This is a genomic window from Pseudodesulfovibrio indicus (assembly GCF_001563225.1).
Classification (GTDB): domain Bacteria; phylum Desulfobacterota; class Desulfovibrionia; order Desulfovibrionales; family Desulfovibrionaceae; genus Pseudodesulfovibrio; species Pseudodesulfovibrio indicus.
Genome location: NZ_CP014206.1, coordinates 2081883 through 2104756 on the forward strand (window position 1 = coordinate 2081883; position 22874 = coordinate 2104756).

Annotated in this window: 18 protein-coding genes and 1 pseudogene; 9 read left to right on the forward strand and 10 right to left on the reverse strand. The window is 64.8% G+C overall.

Annotated features, from left to right (window positions below; genetic code table 11):
• Positions 1-2658, reverse strand: coding sequence for a hybrid sensor histidine kinase/response regulator (locus AWY79_RS09175; RefSeq protein WP_066802751.1), 2658 nt, complete (start codon positions 2656-2658; stop codon positions 1-3).
• Between the two features lie 261 nt (positions 2659-2919).
• Here AWY79_RS09175 and AWY79_RS09180 point away from each other — a divergent pair, with 261 nt between their 5' ends.
• Together AWY79_RS09180 and AWY79_RS09185 are read left to right on the forward strand one after the other, a co-directional pair.
• Entirely contained in the window at positions 2920-3222 is a 303-nt protein-coding gene (locus AWY79_RS09180; protein ID WP_066802752.1) for a Dabb family protein, read from the forward strand.
• A gap of 98 nt (positions 3223-3320) precedes the next feature.
• Positions 3321-3689 (forward strand): hypothetical protein, encoded by a 369-nt coding sequence (locus tag AWY79_RS09185; protein ID WP_066802753.1) that lies wholly within the window; start codon positions 3321-3323, stop codon positions 3687-3689.
• 317 nt (positions 3690-4006) lie between these two features.
• Here AWY79_RS09185 and nhaB read toward each other — a convergent pair whose 3' ends face one another.
• From nhaB to AWY79_RS09220, 7 genes and pseudogenes are all read right to left on the reverse strand, one after another.
• Complete coding sequence (gene nhaB, locus AWY79_RS09190) at positions 4007-5629, reverse strand: sodium/proton antiporter NhaB (protein ID WP_099093202.1); 1623 nt, start codon at positions 5627-5629, stop codon at positions 4007-4009.
• 51 nt (positions 5630-5680) lie between these two features.
• A complete protein-coding gene (locus AWY79_RS09195; RefSeq protein WP_066802763.1) occupies positions 5681-7102 on the reverse strand; it encodes a transferase in 1422 nt (473 codons plus the stop codon).
• 96 nt (positions 7103-7198) lie between these two features.
• Positions 7199-8676, reverse strand: a pseudogene (locus tag AWY79_RS09200) (SLC13 family permease).
• Between the two features lie 18 nt (positions 8677-8694).
• Positions 8695-9216 carry a CBS domain-containing protein gene (locus AWY79_RS09205; protein ID WP_066802765.1) on the reverse strand — a complete coding sequence of 174 codons (522 nt, stop codon included), beginning with the start codon at positions 9214-9216 and terminating at the stop codon, positions 8695-8697.
• Positions 9217-9527: 311 nt separating this feature from the next.
• Positions 9528-9866: a NifB/NifX family molybdenum-iron cluster-binding protein gene (locus tag AWY79_RS09210; RefSeq protein ID WP_066802767.1), complete on the reverse strand. Its 339-nt coding sequence runs from the start codon at positions 9864-9866 to the stop codon at positions 9528-9530.
• Positions 9867-9875: 9 nt separating this feature from the next.
• On the reverse strand, positions 9876-11270 hold the full coding sequence (locus AWY79_RS09215) for a sigma-54 interaction domain-containing protein (protein ID WP_066802769.1): 1395 nt from the start codon (positions 11268-11270) through the stop codon (positions 9876-9878).
• Positions 11271-11498: 228 nt separating this feature from the next.
• Positions 11499-13304: a methyl-accepting chemotaxis protein gene (locus AWY79_RS09220; protein ID WP_066802770.1), complete on the reverse strand. Its 1806-nt coding sequence runs from the start codon at positions 13302-13304 to the stop codon at positions 11499-11501.
• A gap of 441 nt (positions 13305-13745) precedes the next feature.
• Here AWY79_RS09220 and AWY79_RS09225 point away from each other — a divergent pair, with 441 nt between their 5' ends.
• The 5 genes from AWY79_RS09225 to AWY79_RS09245 all read left to right on the forward strand — a co-directional run bounded on the left by AWY79_RS09225 (position 13746) and on the right by AWY79_RS09245 (position 19312).
• The gene (locus tag AWY79_RS09225) at positions 13746-15368 is read left to right on the forward strand and encodes an asparagine synthetase B family protein (RefSeq protein WP_078063729.1); all 1623 of its coding nucleotides are present in this window, start codon (positions 13746-13748) and stop codon (positions 15366-15368) included.
• Positions 15368-16435 carry a protein kinase family protein gene (locus tag AWY79_RS09230; protein WP_066802772.1) on the forward strand — a complete coding sequence of 356 codons (1068 nt, stop codon included), beginning with the start codon at positions 15368-15370 and terminating at the stop codon, positions 16433-16435. The genes AWY79_RS09225 and AWY79_RS09230 overlap by 1 nt, the downstream gene beginning before the upstream one ends.
• A gap of 135 nt (positions 16436-16570) precedes the next feature.
• Positions 16571-17356 carry an ABC transporter permease gene (locus AWY79_RS09235; RefSeq protein ID WP_066802773.1) on the forward strand — a complete coding sequence of 262 codons (786 nt, stop codon included), beginning with the start codon at positions 16571-16573 and terminating at the stop codon, positions 17354-17356.
• 7 nt (positions 17357-17363) lie between these two features.
• On the forward strand, positions 17364-18161 hold the full coding sequence (locus tag AWY79_RS09240; RefSeq protein ID WP_066802776.1) for an ABC transporter ATP-binding protein: 798 nt from the start codon (positions 17364-17366) through the stop codon (positions 18159-18161).
• A gap of 14 nt (positions 18162-18175) precedes the next feature.
• Complete coding sequence (locus AWY79_RS09245; RefSeq protein ID WP_066802778.1) at positions 18176-19312, forward strand: glycosyltransferase family protein; 1137 nt, start codon at positions 18176-18178, stop codon at positions 19310-19312.
• On the opposite strand, the gene AWY79_RS09250 is transcribed toward AWY79_RS09245, so the two are convergent.
• Together AWY79_RS09250 and AWY79_RS09255 are read right to left on the reverse strand one after the other, a co-directional pair.
• Complete coding sequence (locus AWY79_RS09250) at positions 19299-19910, reverse strand: glycosyltransferase (RefSeq protein WP_066802780.1); 612 nt, start codon at positions 19908-19910, stop codon at positions 19299-19301. The two genes, AWY79_RS09245 and AWY79_RS09250, sit on opposite strands and share 14 nt — an antisense overlap.
• Positions 19907-20425, reverse strand: coding sequence for a glycosyltransferase (locus AWY79_RS09255; RefSeq protein ID WP_066802782.1), 519 nt, complete (start codon positions 20423-20425; stop codon positions 19907-19909). Before AWY79_RS09255 ends, AWY79_RS09250 begins: the two co-directional genes overlap by 4 nt.
• A gap of 86 nt (positions 20426-20511) precedes the next feature.
• On the opposite strand from AWY79_RS09255, the gene AWY79_RS09260 reads away from it, so the two are divergent.
• Entirely contained in the window at positions 20512-21633 is a 1122-nt protein-coding gene (locus tag AWY79_RS09260; RefSeq protein ID WP_066802784.1) for a glycosyltransferase family 4 protein, read from the forward strand.
• A gap of 115 nt (positions 21634-21748) precedes the next feature.
• Positions 21749-22780, forward strand: coding sequence for an autotransporter outer membrane beta-barrel domain-containing protein (locus tag AWY79_RS09265; protein WP_066802785.1), 1032 nt, complete (start codon positions 21749-21751; stop codon positions 22778-22780).
• The last annotated feature ends 94 nt before the right edge of the window (positions 22781-22874 follow it).

Sequence of the window (22874 nt, forward strand, 5' to 3'; positions counted from 1 at the left end):
TTACTCCCCTTGTCGTTCTCCGGTCAGCGCCGCGTTGATGGCCCTGGACAGGTCCTGTTTGTCATAGGGCTTGATAACCACCATGCGGATGTTCGGCAAGTCCGCCGCCGCATGAACGGCGTCTTCGCGTCCGGAAACGAGGATTATGGGCAGGTTCGGCGCCACGGCCGCGAGGTCCTTGGCCATCTGGGTCCCGCTCATGCCCGGCATGTCGTAGTCGGTGATCACCAGGTCGAACCGGTTTTCGTCGTCCCCGACCATGCGCAGGGCCGCCGCCGGGCTTTCCAGGGCGGTCATCTCGAAGCCCATGGTTTCGAGCAGCCGGGGAGTGGTGGCCAACTGGTCGCGGTCGTCCTCGACGAAGAGGATGCGCGCTCCGGCGGCCACGGTCTCGGAGCCGTCCGCCTCGCAGCCCGCGCCGCTGCCGTCGCCCTTGGGCAGGTAGATGGTGAAGACCGTGCCGCCGCCCTCGCGGGCGGTCACCTGGAGGCCGCCCCGGTGGCTGTGCACGATGCCGTGGACAACGGCCAGGCCCAGGCCGGTGCCCTCGGTCTTGTCCTTGGTGGTGAAGAAGGGGTCGAATATCTTGTCCACAATTTCGGACGGGATGCCGGGACCGTTGTCCTCGACGGTCAGGCGGACGTATTCTCCGGCGGTCAGGCCGAGCAGGTCGGCATCCTCCGGCCCGACCTCGGCGCCGTCAAGGCCGACCTTGATGAGGCCGCCCCTGCCGCGCAGGGCGTGGAAGGCGTTGGTGCAGAGGTTCATGACCACCTGATGGATCTGGGTCGGGTCCGCATGCACGCAGGACAGGGCGGGCGCAATACCGGCCCTGACCTCGATGTTTCGGGGCATGGAGGACTCCAGCAAGCCCACCGCCTCGGTGATCACCGCGCCCAGGTCCGTGGGCCGGAATCCTTCGGTGGAGGGGCGGCTGAAGGCCAGGATCTGCTTGACCACGCGGCCGCCGCGCCGGGCCGCCTTGAGCACCCGTTCCAAATCCCGGGTGGTCACGGAGTCGGGGTCCAGGTCGCCGACCGCCAACTCGGTGGAGTTGATGATGCTGGTCAGGATGTTGTTGAAATCATGGGCGATGCCGCCAGCAAGGGTGCCGATGGCCTCCATCTTCTGGGATTGCAGCAGCTGCTTCTCCAGGTTCAGTTCCGTGGTGATGTTGTCGGCCATGGAGAGCACGCCGACCACCTGACCGGCCCGGTCGTGGATGGGGACCTTGTTGACCTCGATCCAGGCCGGATCTCCCTGGGCGTCCATGAGCTTCCGGCGCACCTTGCGGAACGCCTCGTGCTTGTTGATGACCGCCTTGTCCGCGGCGGCCGCCCAGCTGGAATATTCCGGGTCGCGGATGATGTCGTGGGTGGTCTTGTTGGCCACTCCCGCGCTGTGGTCCATGCCGAAGAACTCCGAGAACGCCCGGTTGATGCCGAGATACCGTCCGTCGGCGTCCTTCCACGAGACCAGCTGCGGGATGGTGTCCATCAGGGTCTCCTGAAAGGCCAGCTGATCCTTGATCTTGCGCTCCACCCTGCGCCGCTCCAGCATGGCCAGCAGCAGGAAGACGAGGACCAGGACGAGCAGGACGAAGCTGACCATGATGGTCCAGAACAGCTCCTTGGACAGCTCGTAAAACGCCTTGGGCGCGTTCAGGATGGTGCTGCCCTCCGGGAGCAGGTCCATGGGCAGGTGGAGCCGCTGCATGACCTTGTAATCGAAGATGTATTCGCCGGTGGTCTCGCGGTAGACCGGGATCTCGTCCGCGCTCCTCCCGTCCAGTATCTCCAGGGCCACCTGGGCCGCGCGCTGGCCGTGCAGGTAGCCGGAGAGCATGTTGCCTCCCACCGCGCCGTTGCCCGCCAGGAATTCCCAGGCGGTGTAGATGGGCACGCTGGACCGGTCGGAGATGGCCTGCATGACCTCCTCGGCGGTCAGGAAACGGCCGTCGATGACCTGGTAGTAGGGAATGAAGAAGAGAAAGGAATCGTCGTCCAGGCGCTCGACGCGCTCCAGGACGTTGCGCAGGGACATGTCGGTCCAGTATTCGGCGGCGAGCGGCACGCCGTAGCGGGCCAGCTGGTTCTGCACCTGGCGCTTTATGGCCGCCCCGGCCGTGGAGGAGTCGCCGACCACGTAGATGCGCCGCTTGTTCGGGTGCAGGCGCAGGGCGACGTCCAGGGTCTTGGAGAGGTCGAAGGACTCGATCACGCCCGTGGCGTTGTCCGAGTCGGTGTCGTCCGTGTTGAGGAAGTTGACCCCGCAATAGACCAGGGGGACGCCGGGAAAGAGGATGTCGCGGTACTGGGTGGCGAAGGAATAGGCGTCGTTGTCCGAGGTGATGAGCAGGTCGAACTTCTCGTTCTTGAATTTTTCATTGTACAGCCGCAGGAGCATGCGGGTGACGTCCTCGTAGTGGTACCGCTTGGCGTCCATGTATTCGATCTGGAGGTCGATCTTGTAGGGGCTGTTGTCCAAAGTTGCGCGGATGCCCCGCATGATGCCGTCCGACCACTGGTATCCGTCGTGGTAGGAGTTCAGACAAAGGACCGTCTTTTTTGGTTTTTCGTCGGCCGCAGCCACGGATTCCGGCGACGGCAGAAGCCAGAGGCAGGAGAGTAGGAGTATGAAAATAAAAGATCTACGCATGGTGATTGATTTTGGCATTCCTCGTGCATATATGGTTTCGATGCTCCGGCGCATGCAAAGGATGGGCCTTTGCGAACCAAAGTCAAGGATCCATTCGGCGCAGTCTATCATGGTCCTGCTTCCGGTACGAGGGAATGATATATTTCCGTAACCGGGGTGACAAAATGGTCATTTGTGATTATTGTTACTTGTGTAGACATGTGCCTACTACGCGCCGTTATGTCTATCGATTTGAAATGATTACCAGTTAGGAGAGATCTCGTGGTCAGACACATCGTCATGTGGACACTGAAAGAGGAAGCCGAAGGCAATACGGCAGCCGTGAACGGCGCGAAGATGAAAGAGATTCTGGAGGCCCTTGCCGGCCGGATCGAGGGACTGCGGCACATCGAGGTCAGCGTCGACATCGTGGCCGCCGATCCCGAATGCCATGTGGTTTTGTGCTCCGAGCACGACGACGTGGCCGCTCTGGATCATTATCAGGGCCACCCGGAACACCAGGCTTGCGTGGCTTTCGTGAAGAAGGTCGCCGCCAGCCGCAAGGCCTTGGATTACATCATCTAGCAATGTATTTGCGAGATGGATTTCGGAACGGAGATGCACAAGGAGTGAATCCGAACCAACGCGGCGAACGGGAAGGACGCCGCGCCCAGGAGGATGCCATGTCCATGCGTTTTGACCAGGAACGAAAACGGATCATCTGCCGTTGGGAAGAACCTACCAAGGTGGTCATGAACAAGAAGGAGGGGTTGATCAACCGCTCCCGAATGATCACGGTCAAAGTCAATGACAACGGCAAGTTGAACAGCAAGGACAAGCGGCGGCATGCGGACCATCCCATGTTCCCCATCATTCGCCGTTTCAACCAGATGCTCAATTCCATCGAGTGCTACCCGAAGTGCGAGAACGAGCACATGTGCGCAATTTGCGGCACCGTGCACGGGGTCAGCCCCCACTTCGACACCAAGCGGCAGTCCATCGTGTGGCTGTGCCGCGAGCATCTCGACAATTCGCCCAAGCTGGCCGACTAGCATTCCGCGCCCCGTGACGGCCCGGTATGGGCCCAGGGGTTCTCTTGTCCGAAAAACAGGACTGTCCGGCGCACCCGCCTTGAGCGGGTGCGCCTTTTTTGTCCGCTTTCCCGGATTGGGGATTGTCCTTCGTATGGGGAGCGGCTGTCGATGCAGCGCCTCCGAGTCGCCCCGGGGGGAGAGAAAGAGCTCTTGCCTATCCTGCAAGCCGCAGCCCGCGAAGCTGCGCCAAAAAGTTTCGGAAGGGAGAGGCGATGGCGGCAAAAAAAGAGGCCCGCGCACTGCGCGGGCCTCTTGTATTCGTCGTTCAGCCGTGGCTACCAGGAGAAGAAGTAGGTAGCGGCCAGGCCGGTGATGGACATGGTGATGGTGTAGGGCAGGGCCAGGACGACCATGCGGCCGTAGGACAGCCGGATGACCGGGGCCAGGGCCGAGGTCAGCAGGAACAGGAAGGCGGCCTGTCCGTTGGGGGTGGCCACGGACGGGATGTTGGTGCCGGTGTTGATGGCCACGGCCAGGTGGTCGAAGTGGGTCATCAGCTTGGAGACCTGGTCCTGCATGGCGGCGGGCAGGGAGGCGATGACGTCGGCCCGTTCCACGAGCGGGTCGGTCAGCCTGTCCATGAGCGCCGGGGCGTCGGTCACGCCGGGCACGGAGGCGAGCAGGTTCACGAAGTGGATCTTGGTCTCGGAGATGTACACGGTGGCCACGAAGACGTTGTCCGAGATCATGGACAGCAACCCGTTGGCCACATAGTAGGCCGCGAGCTGGACCTGGCCTTCGAGGCTGAGGACCAGGTGCATGACCGGGGCGAACAGGTGCTGCTCGTGGATCACGCCGACGATGGCGAAGAAGACCACCAGCAGTGCGGTGAAGGGCAGGGCCTCTTCGAACGCGGGGCCGAGCTGGTGCTCGTCGGTGAAGCCGTTGAGGGCGGTCAGCAGGACGATGACCGACAGGCCGATGATGCCGACTTCGGCCAGGTGGAAGGCCAGGGCGAGGATCAGCCAGACGCCGATCAGGGCCTGGACCACGAGCTGCGCCTTGCCCTGGAGGCCGCGCTTGGACTCCATTTCGATGGCGGTTTCGAGCAGGTGGGAGCGGATGTTGCCCGGCATCTGCGCGCCGTAGCCGAAGATGTGGAACTTCTCGACCAGGACGCAGGTCAGCAGGCCGACGGCCAGGACGGGCATGGAGACGTGGGCCACGTTCAGAAAGAAGGGCACGAAGTGCCAGCCCATGACCTCGCCGATGAGCAGGTTCTGGGGCTCGCCCACCAGGGTGCAGACGCCGCCCAGCGCGGTGCCGACCGCGCCGTGCATCATCAGGTTGCGCAGGAAGGCGCGGAATTGGCGCAGGTCGTTGCGCTCATGCTCCTTGACGGCCAGGTCGGAACACAGGTCGTGGGAGCAGTTCATGGTCTTGCCGGAGGCATAGCGGTGGTACACGTTGTAGAACCCGTAGGCCACGGCGATGATGACCGCGGTGACGGTCAGGGCGTCCAGAAAAGCGGACAGGAACGCCCCCGCGAAACAGAAGAGCAGCGAGATGGCGATCTTGGACTGCACTCGGGTGAGGATACGGGTGAAGGTGTACTGAAGGAAGTCCTTCATGAAGTAGATGCCCGCAACCATGAAGATCAGGAGCAGGATGACCGGGAAGTTGATCAGGGCTTCATCGTAGACGGTTCGGGGCGAGGTCATGCCCAGGATGACCGCCTCGATGGCGAGCAGGCCGCCCGCGGGCAGCGGGTAGCATTTGAGCGCCATGGCCAGGGTGAAGATGAACTCGGCGATCAGGATCCAGCCGGCAATGAATTTGCCGACGGTGACCACGAGGATGGGGTTGATGATCAAGAAGGCGATGATCGCCAGCTTGTACCAGTTTGGGGCCTTGCCCAGGAAGTTTCTGCTAAAGGCCTGTGTCATAGTCTGAGGCATTTTCGGGTACTCCTAATCAGTGGATTGCCGGGTTCTGTCTCGATGCAAGATCTAGTCCCCGATGGTCATGGACGGATACATGCCCGCATCCGGCCCCGACTGGAAGGGCTGGAGGATGTTGAAGGCGGCATCCCGGGTTTTCTGGGCGTGCCCACGGGTCTTTTCGGACCCGTCGAAATACGCGCCGTTCTCTTCTCTGATGTGATCGATGCGGTGTCTGAACGCATCGACGAAAGCTTTTCCGTCCCCCTTGAAGGTCATGTTGCCGAGGGTTACGTCCGTGGCCTTGGACAACTCGTCCAGGCTGATGCACTGGGTCTCCAGGTCGGACTTCTTGGTGATGTATCCCCATACCGCCGAATTCTCCGGGATGTCGATGCACTCTGTCGTGTCGATGATGGTGTGCGGCATGACGATGGAGTCGCGACCGATGGTGATGGGGCACTCCTTGGTCCCGTGGAGAAAGGAGTTGAAGCCCACGAAGACGTTTTTGCCGTTCTTGGTCCAGATGACCTTGCCCCCGTGGGCGGTGACGTTGTTGCCTTCGTAGACGGAATTCTTGATGTAGCAGTTTTCCTGGGCGTTGGACCCCTTGCCGATGAACGAGTCCTCGATGTGGGCGCGCTGCACGATGAGGGCGTTCTCGCCGATCTCGCATTTGCCCTTGATGACGGCGTAGGGGGAGACGTAGGCGGAATCGGGCACCGGGATATCCGATTCGGGCCGGGCCGTGGAGTAGATGGGTACGAAGTCTTCCTTGAACTCGTCCACGTATTCCACGAGCTTTCCGGTGAGCTGGCCGTTCTCGTCGAGCTTGACGTATTTCTCGATCACGCCTTCGGGATAGATGTAATTGAACTCGAACAGATCGCCCGCCTTGATCCAGACGTGGCCCGGCTGAACGATCTTGCGCGAGAGGTCGCCCGCCTGGACGTAGGCGAAATCGCCGATGACGCAGTTGTGCATCACCGACAGGTCGGCGGTGGAGAAGGCCCCGAGGTACACGCCTTCCGTGGTGGTCCCGTGGATGTTCGAGTAGTGCATGGCCACGGTGTTCAGGATGCGGAAGACTTCGGGGGTCTCGGGGTTCTTGGAGTGGTTGTGGACCAGGGTCTTGACCAGGTACGAGTTGATGATCCGGATGACCTCGTCGTAGAAGAGCTTGGTCTTGACCCCGTTGAACTCGACCACGTCGCCCTTGCGCTTGAGCTCGTCGCCGCGCACGTTGGACTTGTAGAGCACCGAGCGGTCGACCTGGGTCTTGCCCAGGAAGTAGGTCCCTGAAAGATTGGAGTTCTTGAATTTGAAGCTGATGGGATGGTCTTCGGTCAGGGCGTAGAACGCGTAATAGAGGATATGGCGTTCGCGCGGGATGGAGTTCTGGAGAATGGAGCGGACGTCGATCCCCATGGGCTTGAGGTTGACGTTCACTCTGGATGTTATGTGGTCGAAGAGGGCTTCGAGTTTTTCCATGGATCTCCCCTGATTCGTTGTGGTTGGGACCTGAAACGGCTGCCGTGCGGGAACACGGCAGCCGTTTTAGTGTATACGCAACAATGGTTCGATAGTCTAGCCGCCTACCGGAATGGTGATGGTCATGCCCATGATCGGCCAGATGACCAGGACCGCCAGGGCGACCACGATCATGAGCAGGATCGACGCCGGAACGCCCCAGCCGAAGAATTCACCGGTGGTGAACTGGCCGGAATCGTAGGCGATGGCGTTGGGAGCCGCGCCCACCAGGAGCAGGAACGGCATGCCCGCCATGACCAGCGAGGCGTACAGGATGACTTCGGGGGCAACGCCCAGGTAGGGGGCGATGACCAGGGCCACGGGGAGCGATATGGCGATGGCCGCCACGTTCATGATGAAGTTGGTCATGATCATCACGAAGAAGGCGATGGACATGACGAAGACGAACCAGTGGGCCTCGCGGAACATGACCAGCCAGTTGACGGCCATCCACTTGGCCGCGCCGGTCTGCCACAGACAGAAGCCGATGGACATGGCGCCCGCGAAGAGCAGGATGATGTTCCAGGGGATGTCCTCCAGGTCCTTGAGGTCCAGAATCTTGAAGATGAAGAAGAGGACCGAGGAGCAGAGGATGATGGCGGTCTTGTCCACGGCCTTCAGCGCCGGGACGAAGGCGCGCAGGGACATGATCACGATGACCGAGGCGACGATGATGGCCGCCAGGATTTCATCGCGGGTCAGGCCGCCCATCTTGGCGTTGAGCTCGCGGGCCTTTTCGCGCAGGCCGGGGATGCGGTCCTTCTCGGGCTTGCAGACGATCATGAAGAAGCCCCAGAGCAGGAAGGTCATGGCCCAGCCGATGGGGGCCATGTAGTAGGACAGCTCGAAGAAGCCGACGTCCACGTTGACGATTTCCTTGTAGAAACCAAGGGCCACCGCGCCGCGCGCGCCGCGCCGAGCAGGGTGACGATGGAGCCGGCGCCGGCCACGTAGGCCATGCCGATGAACAACCCCTTGCCGAACTTGGTGGGCCGGTCGCCCTCGCCGTAGAGGGCGTAGATGGCGAGCAGCAGGGGGTAGATGGTGGCGGCCACCGCGGTGTGGGCCATGATGTGGGTCAGGGCCGCGGTGACGACGAAGACGCCGAGGTAGATCATCGAGGTGCGCTCACCCACGATGTCGAGCATCTTGTAGGCCAGCCGCTTGGTCAGGCCGGTCTTGGTGAAGACCAGGCCGATCATGATGGAGGCGAAGATGAACAGGACCGACGGGTCCATGAAGTCCTTGAAGGCCTCCTGCGGGCCGCGAATGAGGAACATGACCTGCAGGATGCCGATCATGAGCGAGGTGATGCCGATGGGCACGACCTCGAAGACCCACCAGGTGCCTGCCAGCAGGAAGACGGCGATGGCGCCCTTGGCCTGCTGGCTCAGGGGGAAGTGTTCCCCGAGGGGGTCGATGGCGTCCGGCCAGGCCGGGGCGAAATAGACGATGGCAAAGAGGGCGACGCCGGTGAGCATGAACACCAGGCGTTTCCAGTCGAATGCGGGTTTGACGGTGCGTGCGGTCTCCATGTTGATCTCCCGGATGGCCTATTCGCTCATGGCGCAGGTATGCATGCGCCCGATGAGCTCGTTGAAGACGTCCGACATTCTGAGCAAGCCGGAAACCTTGCCGTTGCTGCGCACGATCAGCGGTTGGGGGGTGCCCACCATGAACATGTGCAGTCCGGTTTCTATGGAGTCGTCTTCATTTATGTAATGGTTGTCCGCGGGGACGTGCATGGCGTCCTTGACGCTTATTCCCACACCCCTGGCGCAGATGTTGGTCAGGGTGTCCGACCAGAGGTTGAATTCCTTGAACTGCTCGGCGACGTAGCGGTTGGAGAGGATGTCGCTATCGAGGTCTTTTTTGAAGAGTTTCTTGTAGTTGGGCTCCAGGGCGGTGATGATGTCCATCATGGTCAGGACACCTGCGAAAGCGCCGTTCCCGTCAACGACGAGGATGTCCCGATGGCCTCCCTTGCGAAGCGTTTCGGCGGCGTCGCCGAGGGTCGCTTCGATGCCCAGGGTCAGGTAGTCGTCCACCGGGATCATCAGATCTTTGATTTTCATGTAATACCTTCCTCCCGAGAAGTACTGTTTGCACAATCGGGCCGCGCCGGTCCTTGCCGGAGCACTGCGCGGCTCGTGGACACGAACCTTCCGCTTCCCGCCGAATTCCGTCCCGACCCCCATCGGGACGGCCCCGAACAACGTTCGCGGCCCGGAAAGAGCAGACGGTTCGCGTTTCTATAGATAGCAATTGTTTCTTTGCGTCAAGAGTATTATGTGAAATAAGGTGCAAGGACGAAATGAAACAAAATGAGACTAAATTGAAACGCGTTTATGTTCTAAAATGAAACAAAAAGAGACAAAGTGGGCGGTCAGAAGTAGTTTTGACCGGGGGAGAGCTTGCCGATGAGGTAGGCTTCCAGGACGGGATCTGCCGGGCCGCAGACGTTGTCTATGACCTTGATCCCCTTGCGCTTGAGGAATTCGAAGACCTCTTTCTCGATGCCCGCGCAGATGATCGTCTGGATGTTCTCGGCCATGACCAATCGGTACATGGCCTCGGCGGACGGGGCTTCGAAGGTGATGACCTTTTCGCTGATCCGGCCCATGGCGCTGGTCTCGCGGGTTACGGAGAGAATAAGCACCTCCGGGGCCAGGTCGAACCTCGGGGCCAGTTCGTTGTCCATGATCGGGATGAGGATGTTTTCCATGGGATCGCCCTATTCGATGCCGAAGTATTTCATCTTGCGCCACAGGGTGGAGCGGCCCCAGCCGAGCAGCTCGGCCGCCTGGGATTTGCGTCCGCCGGTCTTGACCAGGGCCTCCAGGATCATCTTGCGCTGCACGTCCTCCCAGCGCTCAGGAGGGGCCGCGCGGACCGCGCCCTGGGGTTGCTGGGCCGGGGCCGGGACCGAGGCCAGATTGTCCGGCAGGTTCGGGCCGTGCAGCATGTACCCCGGCAGGTGGCGCATGCGGATGACGTTGGTGTCGCAGAAGTTGACCGCGTATTCGATGAGGTTGCGCAGCTCCCGGATGTTGCCGGGAAATTCGTAGGACCGCAGCAGGGTCTCCACGTTTTTGGAAAACCGGTCCACCTTCTTGCCGTAGCGCGCCTGGAACATCTTCAGGAAGTGATCCTGGAGCAACAGCAAATCCTCGCCGCGCTCGCGCAGGGGCGGCAGGTGCAGCCGGATGACGTTCAGCCGGTAGAGCAGGTCGCGGCGGAACCGCTTGTGCCGGACCATGTCTTCCAGATCGTAGTGGCTGGCGGCCATGATCCGGACGTCCGTGTGGACCACCTTGGTGGACCCCACGGGCCGCACCGCGTGGTCGTCCATGTAGGCCAGGAGCTTGGCCTGGAGCGGCATGGGCAGGTCGCCGATCTCGGTGATGAACAGGGTGCCGCCGTGGGCCATGCGCAACCGGCCGGGCTTGGCGTGGTCCGCGCCGGGCAGGGCGTTCTTGGCATGCCCGAACAGCTCGGACTCCAGCAACGGCACGGGCAGGGAGCCGCAGTTGACCTTCACGAACGGACCGTCGCGGTCCGATTCCTTGTGGATCTCCTCGGCCAGCATGTCCTTGCCGGTGCCGGTCTCGCCGGTGATCAGCACGGGCGAGTCCGTCTGGGCGATGGACGGGGTCATGGAAAATATCTTGCGCACCTGCGGGCTGCGGCCCACCAGCTCGCCCAGACCGGCCACCCCGCTGCCGATCTCGTCCAGGATGTGCGTGGACGCGGGCATGATCGTCTCGATCACGCCCCGGATCACCCCGTTGTCGCCCACCAGCGGCGCGATGTTCAGGTGGATGTTGACCTTCTCCCGATCGCGGTCGACGATGTTCGCCTCCACGGTCTTGGGGCGCTTGTCCGTCCAGCCGGTCAGCACCGGACAGCTGCGCATGCAGTAGTCGCACCGCAGGGCGTGCAGGCAACGGATGCCGAGCACCTGCTTCCCGTCCACGCCCGTCAGGGACTCGTATCCCTTGTTCACGGCCAGCACTTTCCCCTGGCGGTCCAGGATCGCCACGCCCAGGGGCAACAGGTCCAGCAGGGCCTCCAGCCCCTCCCTGTTGGTCAGGCTCCGTATCAATGCGGCCGGATCGGCAATGGGCATGCGCTCTCCTTGTCTGCAGGCTACAATCCACCCAGCAGTGAACCATAATGAAACAATCCGCCGAATACAAGGAAATGCGCCCCCGGCCCCCCATCCCCTCATCCCCCAAAACTCTTTGTGTCGCTGCGCGAGGTTTGGGGGACGAGAGAGGATGTGCTGTTTAACAACGCTTCTTCCCCAACAAAAAAGGCCGCTTGGCGGCCCTTTATGTTGGTTTGTCGAGAGAGGCTAGTTGGAGTTCATTTCTTCGATGAGCTGGCGCAGCTCGTTGGAGAGGCGGGCCAGCTCGTTGATGGCTTCGGCGGACTGGTTCATGCCCTCGGCGGTTTCGCTGGCGATGAGGTTGATGTCTTCCACGGCCCGGTTGATCTCTTCGGACGCGGCGGACTGCTCCTCGGCGGCGGTGGCGATGGATTGCACCTGGCCGGAGGTCTCGTCGGCGTAGTGGACGATGGACTCTAAGGATTCGCCGGACCGGTTGGCCAGGTCGGTGGCCTGTTCCACGGCCTCGGCGGCGTGGTCCACGCTGCGGATGTTGGCGGACGCCGCGTCCTGGATGACCTGGATGGCGTCGCCGACCTCCTTGGTGGCGGCCATGGTCTTTTCGGCCAGCTTGCGGACCTCGTCCGCGACAACCGCGAAGCCGCGTCCCGCCTCGCCCGCGCGGGCGGCCTCGATGGCCGCGTTCAGGGCCAGCAGGTTGGTCTGGTCCGCGATGTCCTCGATGACGTTCATGATCTGGCCGATGTCGGTGGTCTGGTTGCCCAGCTGGTTCATGGACTTCTTGAGGGTGGCGGTCAGGTCGTGGACCTCCCGGATGGCGGCGATGGCCTCGCGGACCACCTTGGCGCCTTCCTGGGCCTGCTCGCGGGCATTGGCGGCGGAGGACGCGGAGGAAGCCGAATTGCGGGCGACTTCGAGGACCGTGGCGTTCATTTCTTCCATGGCCGTGGCGGTCTGGGTGGTGCGGTCGCGCTGGACGTCCGCGCCCCGGCTGACCTGTTCGGCCTGGGACGACAGCTGGTCGGCCGCGGAGGTCACCTGCTCGGCGATGAGCGAGGCCTCTCCGGCGATGCGCTGCATGGTGGTGAGCAGCTCGACGGACCGGGCCTCCTGGGCCTTGGCCTGTTCCATGGCGTCTTCGGCCACGCCCTTGGCCTGCTCGGCCTCTTGCTTCTTCTGGTCGGCCTCGAACATCTTGGCCTTGAGGTTGCCGACCATGGTCTGGATGGCGTTCTTGACCACGCCCAGCTCGGCGGCGAAATGGCCTTCCGGCTCGGCGTTCAGGTCGCCTTCGGCCACGGACTCCGCGTAGGTGCGGATGCGCAGCAGGGGCCGGACGATGATCAGCTTGACCAGGATCCAGGCCAGGATGCCCACGGCCAGGAGAACGGCCAGGGTCTCGACGGCGGCGTAGATTTCGGCGCGCAGGATATTCGCCTTGGCGGTTTCGAGCGAGGTGATGATTTCAAAGGCGCCGTGGATCTCGCCTTCCTTCCAGCCTTCCTTGATGCCGCCGGTGGGATCGCGGTCACCCTTGTTGTCGCCGTGGCAAAAGAGGCAATCCTTGGTCAGCCGGATGGCGCGGAAATAGCGGATCTGATGGTCCTCGATGAGCACTTTCTCGTTGAGGTCCTTGGCCTTCAGCTCGGCCAGGACGTCGTTTTCGAGGGGAGTGGGCTTGTTGGCGGGGTTGCGGGGGGCCACCTTGGGCACCCGGAACTTGTATTGCAGCTCCTCGGCCTTGCGCTGGGCCATGTTGATGGCGGTGATGACCGGGATGGCCTCCACCAGCTTTTCCCTGGAATCGATCTGGTTGAAGGGAATCATCAACCCCAGGTTCAGCTTCTTGGCCATCTCCTCGCGGGCCGCCTCGGCCATGAGGATCAGGGCGCGGCTCTGCTCGACGATGCCCTCCTCCGCGTCGATGCGGATCTGCACGACCTGGTGGACGGACAGGACGAAGGCGACGATAAGCGGCCCGAGCAGGGCCAGGGCCAGAACCTTCACTTTCAAGCTGAGATCGGCGAACATGGTATCCTCATGGCTGGTTGTGGTCTGGGTGTTTCTATCGACACAATCCGTACGGCACTATACCGTAATTTAAAAATATAATCTGCGGGCAACGTTTTATTATTTTCAGGCGGGCGGAGAGGGCCGGGGTGCCTGCGCTCGCCGTCATGGGAAGCACGGCGCGGCGGGGCAGGGCGCTGCCTTGGCTGCGATCCTCTGGTCCGTGACGAAGAATCTACCGAGATTCCGGCGGACTGTCCACGCTCCCTTGCCAGGAATCCCGGAACGGAGTAGGTGTGCAAAACCGAGAACAATGGCGGTTAAGGCGGGCTACGGCACCGGGTTCGGCCCGGTCCGAACCCGGCGCGAGGCGATCATGTGCGGAATCGGCGGCATACTGAATCCCGGCGGCATCCCCCTCGAGGCTCGTCACCAGGCGATCCTCGACGGCTTCGTGGGGCCATGCAGCCGCGCGGTCCGGACGGGAATGGGGTGTTCGTGGACCGGGAGGCCGGGCTGGCCCACACCAGGCTGGCGATCATCGACCCGGATCCCCGCTCCGGTCAGCCCATGGCGTCCGGCGACTGGGTCCTCTCCTTCGACGGCCGAATCCTCAACCACCGGGACATCCGGGCCGAGCTGGGGGACCGCTGCGTCTTCCGCACCGAGTCCGACGCCGAGGCGCTGCTCATGGCCATCGGGGAGTGGGGGCTGGACCGGGCGCTCAACCGCTGTGCCGGGATGTTCGCCTTCCTGGCCTGGAACAGGCGGGAGCGGGCGCTCTACGCGGTCCGGGACCGCATGGGCATCAAGCCGCTGGTCATGGCCCGGCTGGACGACGGTTCCCTGTGCTTCGCCTCCTCGGCCGGGGCCATGGTCCGGGCCACGCCCGGGGTGTCCTGGCCGATCCACGAGCCCGCCCTGGCCTCCTTCTTCGTCCTGGGCGCGCCCTTCACCCGGTCCACGGTCTTCGCAGGCATGGAGCGGGTGCCTACGGCCAGCTATCTGCGCTGCGCACCGGACGGGAAGGTGACCACGGTCCGCTATTGGAGGCCGACTCCCAATCCGGCCTTCACCGTGGAGGACCTCGTCGGAGTGGTCCGCGAGCACGGAGCGGCGGATGTTCCTTCGGCCCTGTTCCTGAGCGGCGGGGTGAATGCCTCGTTTCTGGCCTCGGTCATGGATCTCGACTGTATTCACCTGCGCTCGCCCGAGACCCGGTATGCCGAGACCGTTGCCGGGGCGTTCGGGCGCGGGTTGGTCTGCGTGGAGCCGGACCTGGCCGGGCACCGCGAGGACGTGTCGCGGGTCGTGGCCCAGCACGGCGAACCGTTGATGAGTTGCGGCATTCCCCACGCCGCGGCCCGCGCCGCCGGCCGGGCGGGGTACAAGATGGCGGTCAGCGCCTACGGCGCGGACGAGCTGTTCCACGGCTATCCGCGCACGCCCATGCCCGGATACGCGCCGTCCTTCCTGCCGCTTCACGAGCGCGCATCCTGTACCTTTCTGAACGGACAGCTGGCGCATATTTTCCGCGACGCGCGCCACTTCCGCATGGAGGGGGCCAACCTGCGTCCGCCCTCCCTGCGCGACATAGGCCGGCGCATCCTGGCCGAGTATTCTTTGCCCGACTTTTCCCCCTCGGCCAACCACCGCTGGCTGGAGCTGATGACCTATGTGCTCTTCGACCTGAACCCGACCCTGGACGCGGCGTCCATGGCCGCCGGGCTGGAGGTCCGGCTGCCGTTCCTGGACCACCGCATCGTGGAGGGCGTCCTGTCCTGGCCCCCTGAGCGGCTGGTCACGGCCAGGTTCGGCCGCAAGTCGCCCCTGCGCGAGCACCTGGCCGGGCTGCTGCCCGAAGCGCTCTTCAACCGTCCCAAGGTCGGGTTCAGCCTCTACAGCCCGCTGCACGAGGATATCGCTTCCCTGGGACCGGCGGCCCTGGCTCGCGCCGAAGCGTCGGGACGCCTGGCCCTGGGCAAGGAGGACCACCCGCAGGCCGGGAGGGACCGCATCTGCCTGGGGTCCTGTTGCTTCGCCTTCGAACAGTGGCAGCGGGCCTTCGGGCCGGAGGAGACGTGATGAGCGATTTCTCGCCGCTCCTCTTGTTGTTCAGGGGGTGCGCCAAGTTCCTGGAGCGAATCCTCCCGTATCGTGTCTACCGGCCGCTCTACGTCCGGGTGCGCACCGTCTATGACCGGATGGCGGGCAACGACCCGCTGCCGGGGCTGTTCGCAGCGCCCCCGCCGCCGAAGGCTCAGCCCGCCTCGGGGCCCGGCCCAAAAGAAAGTCCGGAGCCGGATCTGGAAACCTTGGCGGTGATCGAGCCGTTGGAACCGGAGGCCGCATCCGAGCCGTCGCACGGGCCGGTTGGCGGGCACGACCTGGCCGAACCCGAAGGCCCCGTCATCCTCTGCACGGGCGGGACCGTCGGTATCGGGGACCTGGAGACCGTGCGCGTCCGCTGTCCGGTGGTCGTGTGCTGCGCCTTCCACGGCAGGCACGAGGTCCTGGAGCTGGTGGTGCGCGAGTCCCTGCACGCCGACGTGGCGGTCCACTGGATGCTGGCCGGAAGCTCGGACGAGGACCGGGGGTTCATGGAGCGTCTGGCCGGGGAGACCGGGCGGGTGTCCGGGTTGGTCTGCGACAACGCGCCCCTGGGCCGTAAGTGGCAGACCTGCGTTCGCGCCGCCCATCGGCTGTACGACGCCGACCTTTACGCCATCACCGGCAGCGACGATATTCTGTCTCACAGGCTCATAGAGCACGTGGTCCGGTCCCGCGAAGCGGACCTGGCCAAGCCCGCCGGGGTGGGCCCGGATTTCTATTGCGTCACCGGCTGGCTGGTGCACGGCGAAGCGCCGGGATTCGACCCCATGCTCCTCAAGTGCTCCTACCGCTGGGAAAAGGCGTTCCAGCCGCTGGGCGCGGGCCGGTTCTACTCCCGGAAATTCCTGGACCGCGTGTCCGGGCTGGTCTTCGACAGCGGGCGCGCCAGGGGCTGGACGGTCGCGGCTACGGGCTGGTCCGCGAGCTGGGCGGGCTGGTGGCCTACTGCACCGTGGAGGACGGGCCGGTGGTCAGCATCAAGGGCGAATGGGAGCAGCTCAACCGGCTGGAAACGTTCTTCCGCGTGGACACCCTGCTGATCGAGGAATGTTCCTTCGAGGGATACCGGTTGCTCAAAGCGTCCCTGCACCCGGAGACCTTTGCCCGGTTGTTCGCCACGGACGCGACCGGGCTGTTTTGTTGAGGAAAGCGGGGAGAGGGGGTATCGGTTTTCCATGCTGCGACTGACCAGGACCTTGACCGGCCACCGCGACGCGTTGGCCGCCCTGTGCGGGGTGGGACTGAAGACCACCGTGGCCACCACCCGGCTGGGCTGGCTGTGGTGGATCTGCGACCCGCTGTTCATGATGGGCGTGTACTATTTCATGGTCCGGCTGGTCTTCGGCCGGGGCGGCCCGGACTACCACCTCTTCGCCCTGACCGGCATCGTCTGCTGGCAGTTCTTCGCCCGCACCGTGCTGCTGACCGCCGGTTCCCTTCGGCGCAACGGGCAGCTCCTCTCGCACAGCACGGTCCCGCCGGAGACCTTCACCGTGGTCCCGGTCCTGATCCAATTGTTCTTCGCCCTGATCGGCTGCGCCATCATCGTGGCCTGGCACTGGACGGGCATCGGCCCGGCAACCCTCTGGCTCTTCCCGGTGCTGGGGGTCATGGGCCTCTACGCCCTGGCCCTGGGCGCGCTGCTCTCCGTGTTCGTGGTCTTCATGCCCGACGTGTCCAAGTTCGCGGACTACGGGCTGCGCGCCGGATTTTTCCTCTCTCCGGTCCTCTATCCGGCGGCGGCTGTCTCCGGCAGCGACCGGGTGCCGGAGCTGGTCAAGGCCGTCTACGGGCTCAACCCCATGGCCTGGGGCATCACCGCCATGCGCGGGGCCATCCTGGACGGGACATCCCCCGATACGGCCCCGTTCCTGGCGGCCCTGGCGGGCGGCCTGGTCCTGCTCCAGTTGGCCCTCGCGGTCCTGCGCGCCAACCGTCAAAACGTGATGAAGCATCTGTGAGGCCCGGATGAACGGAAACGACCGACTGCTGCGCCTGGAAAACGTGGGGCTGTACTACCGCCGCCCCGCGCGTTCCATCCTGGGCAGGAATCCACAGCTCCGGCGCTCCCGCCGGTTCTGGGCCCTGCGCGGCGTGGACCTGACGCTCTCTCGCGGCGAATCCCTCGGCCTGGTGGGCCGCAACGGGTCTGGCAAATCGACGCTCTCCAAGGTCTGCGCCGGGGTGCTGGCCCCGGACGGCGGCACCGTGGCGATCAACGGCAGCGTGCATCTCCTGGCGCTCGGCGTGGGGTTCCGCCAGGAGCTGACCGGGCGGGAGAACGTCCTGGTGAGCGGGGTGCTGTTGGGCATGTCCCGGCGCGAGGTCCTGGCCCGCATGGAGGAGATCGAGACCTTCGCCCAGCTGGGCGACTTCATGGACGAGCCGCTGTCCACCTATTCCACGGGCATGAAGAGCCGGTTGGGGTTCGCGGTCTCCACCGCCGTGCGCCCGGACGTCCTGATTCTCGACGAGGTTTTGTCCACGGGCGACGAATCCTTCCGGCTGCGGGCCGAGGAGCGCATGGACACCCTGCGCGGGGAGGCGGGCGCGGTGGTCGTGGTCTCGCACAACGCGGGCCAGGTCCGGCGGCTGTGCGAACGGGTGGTCTGGCTGGAACGGGGCAGGGTGCTCATGGACGGTCCCGTGGGCGAGGTCCTGGATCGCTACGCCGAATTCTGCAAGGGGTCGGAGTCGTGGCTGGCCGCCAACCCCGGCCTGTCCGCCCCGGACGATTATCCCGACAACTCTCCGAGCGGGGAGTGAGGTCGGGAACCGCCGTGCCTCGCCCGAAGCCCGTTGTCACCGCCGTCGTCCTCGGCGTTCATTCCTTCGACGCCCCGCACCGCAGGACGGGCATTCAGTACATCGCCGAGGGGCTGGCACGCTCGGGCGTGTCCGTGGACTACCTCTCCGTGCCGTCCTCGCCCCTGGACGTCCTGGGGCGCGAACGGCTGGCGCGGTTGGCGCGGGTCTGGCCCCGGCTGGGCCGCGCCCCCGTTACCGAGCCGGTCCCCGGGCTGCGCGAATTCGCCTTTCTCTCTCCGGTGCCGGTCCACCGGTTCTTCGTTCCGGGCCGGGTCGCCCTTCGCGCCGTGCGGCTGCCAGCGGCAGGTTTCTTCCAATCCCGGGCCTACGACCTGTGCGTCCACGACGTGGGGCCGACCATGGCCTACCTCCCCTTGGTCCGGGCGCGCCGCTTAATCCTCCGCCTGAACGACGCGCCGGACGGGTTGTCCGGCCTGCCGCCGGTCCTGGGGAGCGCGCTCGAAGACCGCCTTGCAAGGGGGCTGTACGAGCGGGTCTGGGCCGTGTCCCGGCCGCTGGCGGAGTGGGCGGCGGCAACCGCGCCGTCCACCCCGGCGGACCTCGTTCCCAACGGGGTGGACGCCGAACTGTTTGCGGGGACGTCTCCCGTGCCGGGGGCGGAAAAGCGGGCCGTCTGCCTGGGCAACCGGTCGCCCTGGCTTGACCTCGACCTGCTGCGCAGGGTCGCCGGATTGTTGCCGGACTGGGAGATCCATTGCGTGGGCGGAGGGTTCGGACGCGGCCGGTCCAACCTGTGGTTCCTGCCGCCGGTGGCGCACGACGCCGTGCCGTCCCTGCTGTCCGGGTATGGCGTGGGGCTGCTGCCCTTCCGGGAGAGTCCGCGCATGGCCGCTGTGGAGCGCCCCCTGCGGTTCTATGAATATGTGGCCGCCGGTCTGGGCGTGGCATCCACGCCGGTGGGCGGTCTGCGCGCGGGGCTGGCGGGCTGGGCCGAGTTCGGGGACGGGCCCGGGCGGTTCGCCGAGGCCGTCCGGATGGCCGCCGACCGCCGCCCGAATCGTGCGCGGCGCGAGACGTTTCTGCGGGAAAACGGCTGGCAGGCCCGGCTGGCCGAGATGTTCCGCACCGTGGGCCTCAGCAACGGCTGACGACTTCTCCGTACAATTCCTCCAGCTCGCGGGCCGCGAACCGGATGGCGAACCGTTCGTCGAACCGGCGGCGCGAGGCAATGCCCATGGCGGCCAGCGCTTCGGGGGAGCCGAGCATCTCCCGCATGATTTCGGCCAGCGCTTCGGGGGCGGCGGGGGGCGCGGTCCTGCCGGTGACCCCGTCCAGGTTCACCCAGTCCGTGCCGGAGCCGGGGATGGAGGTGGTCAGCAGGGGCAGTCCGTAGCGCATGCCTTCGAGCAGGACCATGCCGAAGGCCTCGGCCCGGTTCGTGGAGGGCAGGCAGAGCAGGGAGGCGTGCCGGAGCAGCCGGTGCAGCTCGTGATCCGGGACCTCGCCGGGCAGTAGCACCCGGTCCTCCAGGCCGAGCCGGTCCCGCTCACGCAGGGCCGCCGCGTACTTGGGCCCATCGCCCGCGATCACGAAGTCTGCCGCCGAAACCAGCTTCGCGGCATGAACAAGCAGCTCGAATCCTTTGTAAAAAGTGAAACGTCCCACGCCGACCACCAGCGGACGGCGCGGCTTTTCGATCTCCGCCGGTTCGGGATACCGGGCCGGGTCTATGCCCAGCGGGATCACCGCGCATTTGGGGCGGAACCCGGCCAGCGCCGGGCTGGAATCGAGGTACGGGGGGAGGTCGCCACGATGCGGTCCGCCCGCACCAGGCAGTCCCGTTCGAAGCGGCTGTAAGCCGGGTAGAGGATGCGCGGCGCCAGGCCGGGCGCGGTGTCCGCGTCGGCGTGCCAGTGGACCACCAGGGGGAGGGCTCGGGGTACGAGCCGGTGGAAGAGGACCGCCGGGTTGGGCAGGTGCAGGTGGACCACGTCGAACCCGCCCTGACGGACGAGGCTGTGCAGCAGGCGGGGGAAGGACGGGGAGAGCGGGGCGAAGCCCACGGTCGCCACGGTCCGGGCCAGGACGGTCCTGACCCCGTCGCGGACCTCGCCGCCGCTACGCCCGCCCTGGGCTGAGCCGTGGCAGAGGACCGTCACCTCGTGGCCGGACCGGACCTGTTCCACTGCCAAGTCGCGGACAAAGGTCTCGATGCCGCCCCGGTGCGGAAAGGCGTATTTGCCGACGTGCAGGATGCGCATGATGGTTCCGTGGTACGACGGATTGCGATACCGGGCAAGGGGTTGTCCCCATTGCGTTCATGTCCCGAGTCGTGAAATAAGGGGGCATGAAGGAAGTCATCGTCAACGCGCTGCCCATGACCGTTGTCGGCACCGGCATAGGGCGGTTTCAGCGCGGCCTGGCCGGTGCGCTGGCCGGTGGGCTGGGCGAGGACGCGTGCGGGGTGCGGCCGGTCTGGTTCACCGGGAACGCGGTGTCCCCGATACCCCCGGAGCCGGGACCGCCCGGCTGGCTCGAGCGGGTCGGGCGGCTGCTCTGGCGCATGCCCTGGCCCGTGGCCTATGGCGCGCGGTTGGCCCGCCACGTTGTTACCGAGCGCCGGTTCGCCGGGGCGAGTCGCGGTTTCGACGTCTATCACGAGGCCGGGTATTTCCCCTTCGTCAACGGCGCTGCCCGCACCGTACTCACGGTGCACGACCTCTCCCTGCTGCTCCATCCGGAGTTTCACCCCAGGGAGCGGGTTCGCTACTTCAATCGTTATTTCAAGGACCGGCTGGCGCTGGCGCACGCCTTCTGCGCGGTCTCGGAGTTCACCCGGCGCCAGATGGTCGAGCATCTCAAGCTGGACCCCGCGCGCATCCGGGTCACGGCGCCTGGAGTGGACCCGGTCCTGTTCAACGAGGGCGACGATCCGCAGGCCCGCTCGCTCCTGGACCGCGCCGGAACGCCGGAGCGCTACGTCCTGTTCGTGGGTACCGGTGACCCGCGCAAGAACGCGGACCTGGCCGTGGCCGCCCTCGCCGGGACGCGGTCGCGCCTCCCGCTGGTCACCGTGGGCTGGGCCGGTTGGGCCGCTCCCCCTGTCGGGAGTCGGGGCAGGGTGGACCTTGGCTACGTCTCGGACCGGCTGCTTGCCCAACTCTACCGAAGCGCTGCACTGCTCGTCGTGCCGAGTGATTACGAAGGGTTCGGGCTGCCCGTGATCGAGGCCATGGCGTGCGGCTGCCCGGTGGTGGTGGCCGACGCCGGGGCGTTGCCGGAGACGGGCGGCGAGGCGGCTCTGGTGGTGCCGGACGTGCGTGACGCGGCCGGGTTCGCGGCCTGCATGGACCGGATTATCGAATGTCCGGAGGAAGGGGAGCGGCTGCGCGCGCTGGGATTTGAGCGTGCCGAGCGGTTCACCTGGACGCGCACGGCCAGGGAGACGACTGCCGCCTGGCTCGACTGACCCGGCCCTTGCGCCACGTTGACAAATTTCCCCATTCCGGAATATGTAATAATGGATTTTTGAAGTGGTAGAATCCACCCGTTGGTGTTGCGATCTTCGGCAGGAGGCTTTCCCTGTGAAATGGACGCTGTGCGCATGTCTGGTTCTGGTCCTGATGCTCTTCGGGACCGTCGCCTTTGCGGAGACCAACGGGCAGGAGCAAGCCAACGAGGACATCGTCCGCGCCAGCAGCCAGGCGTTGACCAACATCGTCCAGACCCGCATTGCGACCATCGCCGCACCCCGGCCCGCCGGGCTGGACCAAATCTCCCGGAATTCCATCGACAAGAACGGCAACTTCGCCTTTTCCCTGACCGGCGAGGACCTGGGCCTGTCCGCAGGTGACGATGAGGGCTACACGTTCGGCATCTGGGGCATGGGTTCCCTGATGCACTTCAAGAGCACGGCGGACGGCGGCAAATACGACGCCAACGCCTACAACGCCATGCTCGGCTACGACTACCGCGCCACGTCGGACCTGCTCCTCGGCCTGGCCGTGGGCTACGGCTACCTCGACCTGGACAAGAAAGGCTGGAGCGGCGGCACGGACGACGGCAGCCTGACCACGGACTACGAATGGACGCTCATGCCGTATCTTGCCTACAATATTACGGATTATACCATCCTCGACGCGGCCTTCGCCTATACCGACTCGCGCTACAAGGACGACGACGGGACCAACTCGGGGCACTACGACTCCAGCCGCTACCTGTCCAACATAGGCTTGTCCCAGTATTATCTCCTGGACGAATGGATGTTCAGCGGGCGGGTCGGCTATATGTACGTCCACGGCGACCTGTCCACCTATTCCAGGGGCGGCGTGACCATCGCCAACCCGGACAGCTACCTGGGGCAGCTGAACGGCGAGGCCAAGGCGTCCTACTTCTTCCTGAACGGGCTTGAGCCCTACGGTTCCCTGCGCTACTTCTACGACGCCAGCGTCTCGTCCACCCCGGTGGACTCCGACTATGACGAGTTCGAGGGCGTGCTCGGCGCCAACTGGTACGCCACGGACCAGTTCATCCTGAACCTGGAGACCGGCATGGGCATGGGCCGCCAGAAGTTCGAGTCCTATCGGGGACAGCTGAACCTCCGGTACGAATTCTAGCCCGCGCCCGGCGCGGACTTTTCAGGGGGCGCGCTTTGGCCGCCCCTTTTTTTGCGTCCGGCCCAGGCCGGGTTGTCAGCGGACAGTCTTTCGG

Coding starts and splice junctions, on each gene's coding strand:
- AWY79_RS09240 (WP_066802776.1), top strand. CDS start 17,364: ATGAACGGAAACGACCGACTGCTGCGCCTGGAAAACGTGGGGCTGTAC.
- AWY79_RS09260 (WP_066802784.1), top strand. CDS start 20,512: ATGAAGGAAGTCATCGTCAACGCGCTGCCCATGACCGTTGTCGGCACC.
- AWY79_RS09215 (WP_066802769.1), bottom strand. CDS start 11,270: ATGCCCATTGCCGATCCGGCCGCATTGATACGGAGCCTGACCAACAGG.
- AWY79_RS09185 (WP_066802753.1), top strand. CDS start 3,321: ATGTCCATGCGTTTTGACCAGGAACGAAAACGGATCATCTGCCGTTGG.
- AWY79_RS09210 (WP_066802767.1), bottom strand. CDS start 9,866: ATGGAAAACATCCTCATCCCGATCATGGACAACGAACTGGCCCCGAGG.
- AWY79_RS09175 (WP_066802751.1), bottom strand. CDS start 2,658: ATGCGTAGATCTTTTATTTTCATACTCCTACTCTCCTGCCTCTGGCTT.
- AWY79_RS09195 (WP_066802763.1), bottom strand. CDS start 7,102: ATGGAAAAACTCGAAGCCCTCTTCGACCACATAACATCCAGAGTGAAC.
- AWY79_RS09220 (WP_066802770.1), bottom strand. CDS start 13,304: ATGTTCGCCGATCTCAGCTTGAAAGTGAAGGTTCTGGCCCTGGCCCTG.
- AWY79_RS09235 (WP_066802773.1), top strand. CDS start 16,571: ATGCTGCGACTGACCAGGACCTTGACCGGCCACCGCGACGCGTTGGCC.
- AWY79_RS09225 (WP_078063729.1), top strand. CDS start 13,746: ATGCAGCCGCGCGGTCCGGACGGGAATGGGGTGTTCGTGGACCGGGAG.
- AWY79_RS09255 (WP_066802782.1), bottom strand. CDS start 20,425: ATGCGCATCCTGCACGTCGGCAAATACGCCTTTCCGCACCGGGGCGGC.
- AWY79_RS09205 (WP_066802765.1), bottom strand. CDS start 9,216: ATGAAAATCAAAGATCTGATGATCCCGGTGGACGACTACCTGACCCTG.
- AWY79_RS09230 (WP_066802772.1), top strand. CDS start 15,368: ATGAGCGATTTCTCGCCGCTCCTCTTGTTGTTCAGGGGGTGCGCCAAG.
- nhaB (WP_099093202.1), bottom strand. CDS start 5,629: ATGCCTCAGACTATGACACAGGCCTTTAGCAGAAACTTCCTGGGCAAG.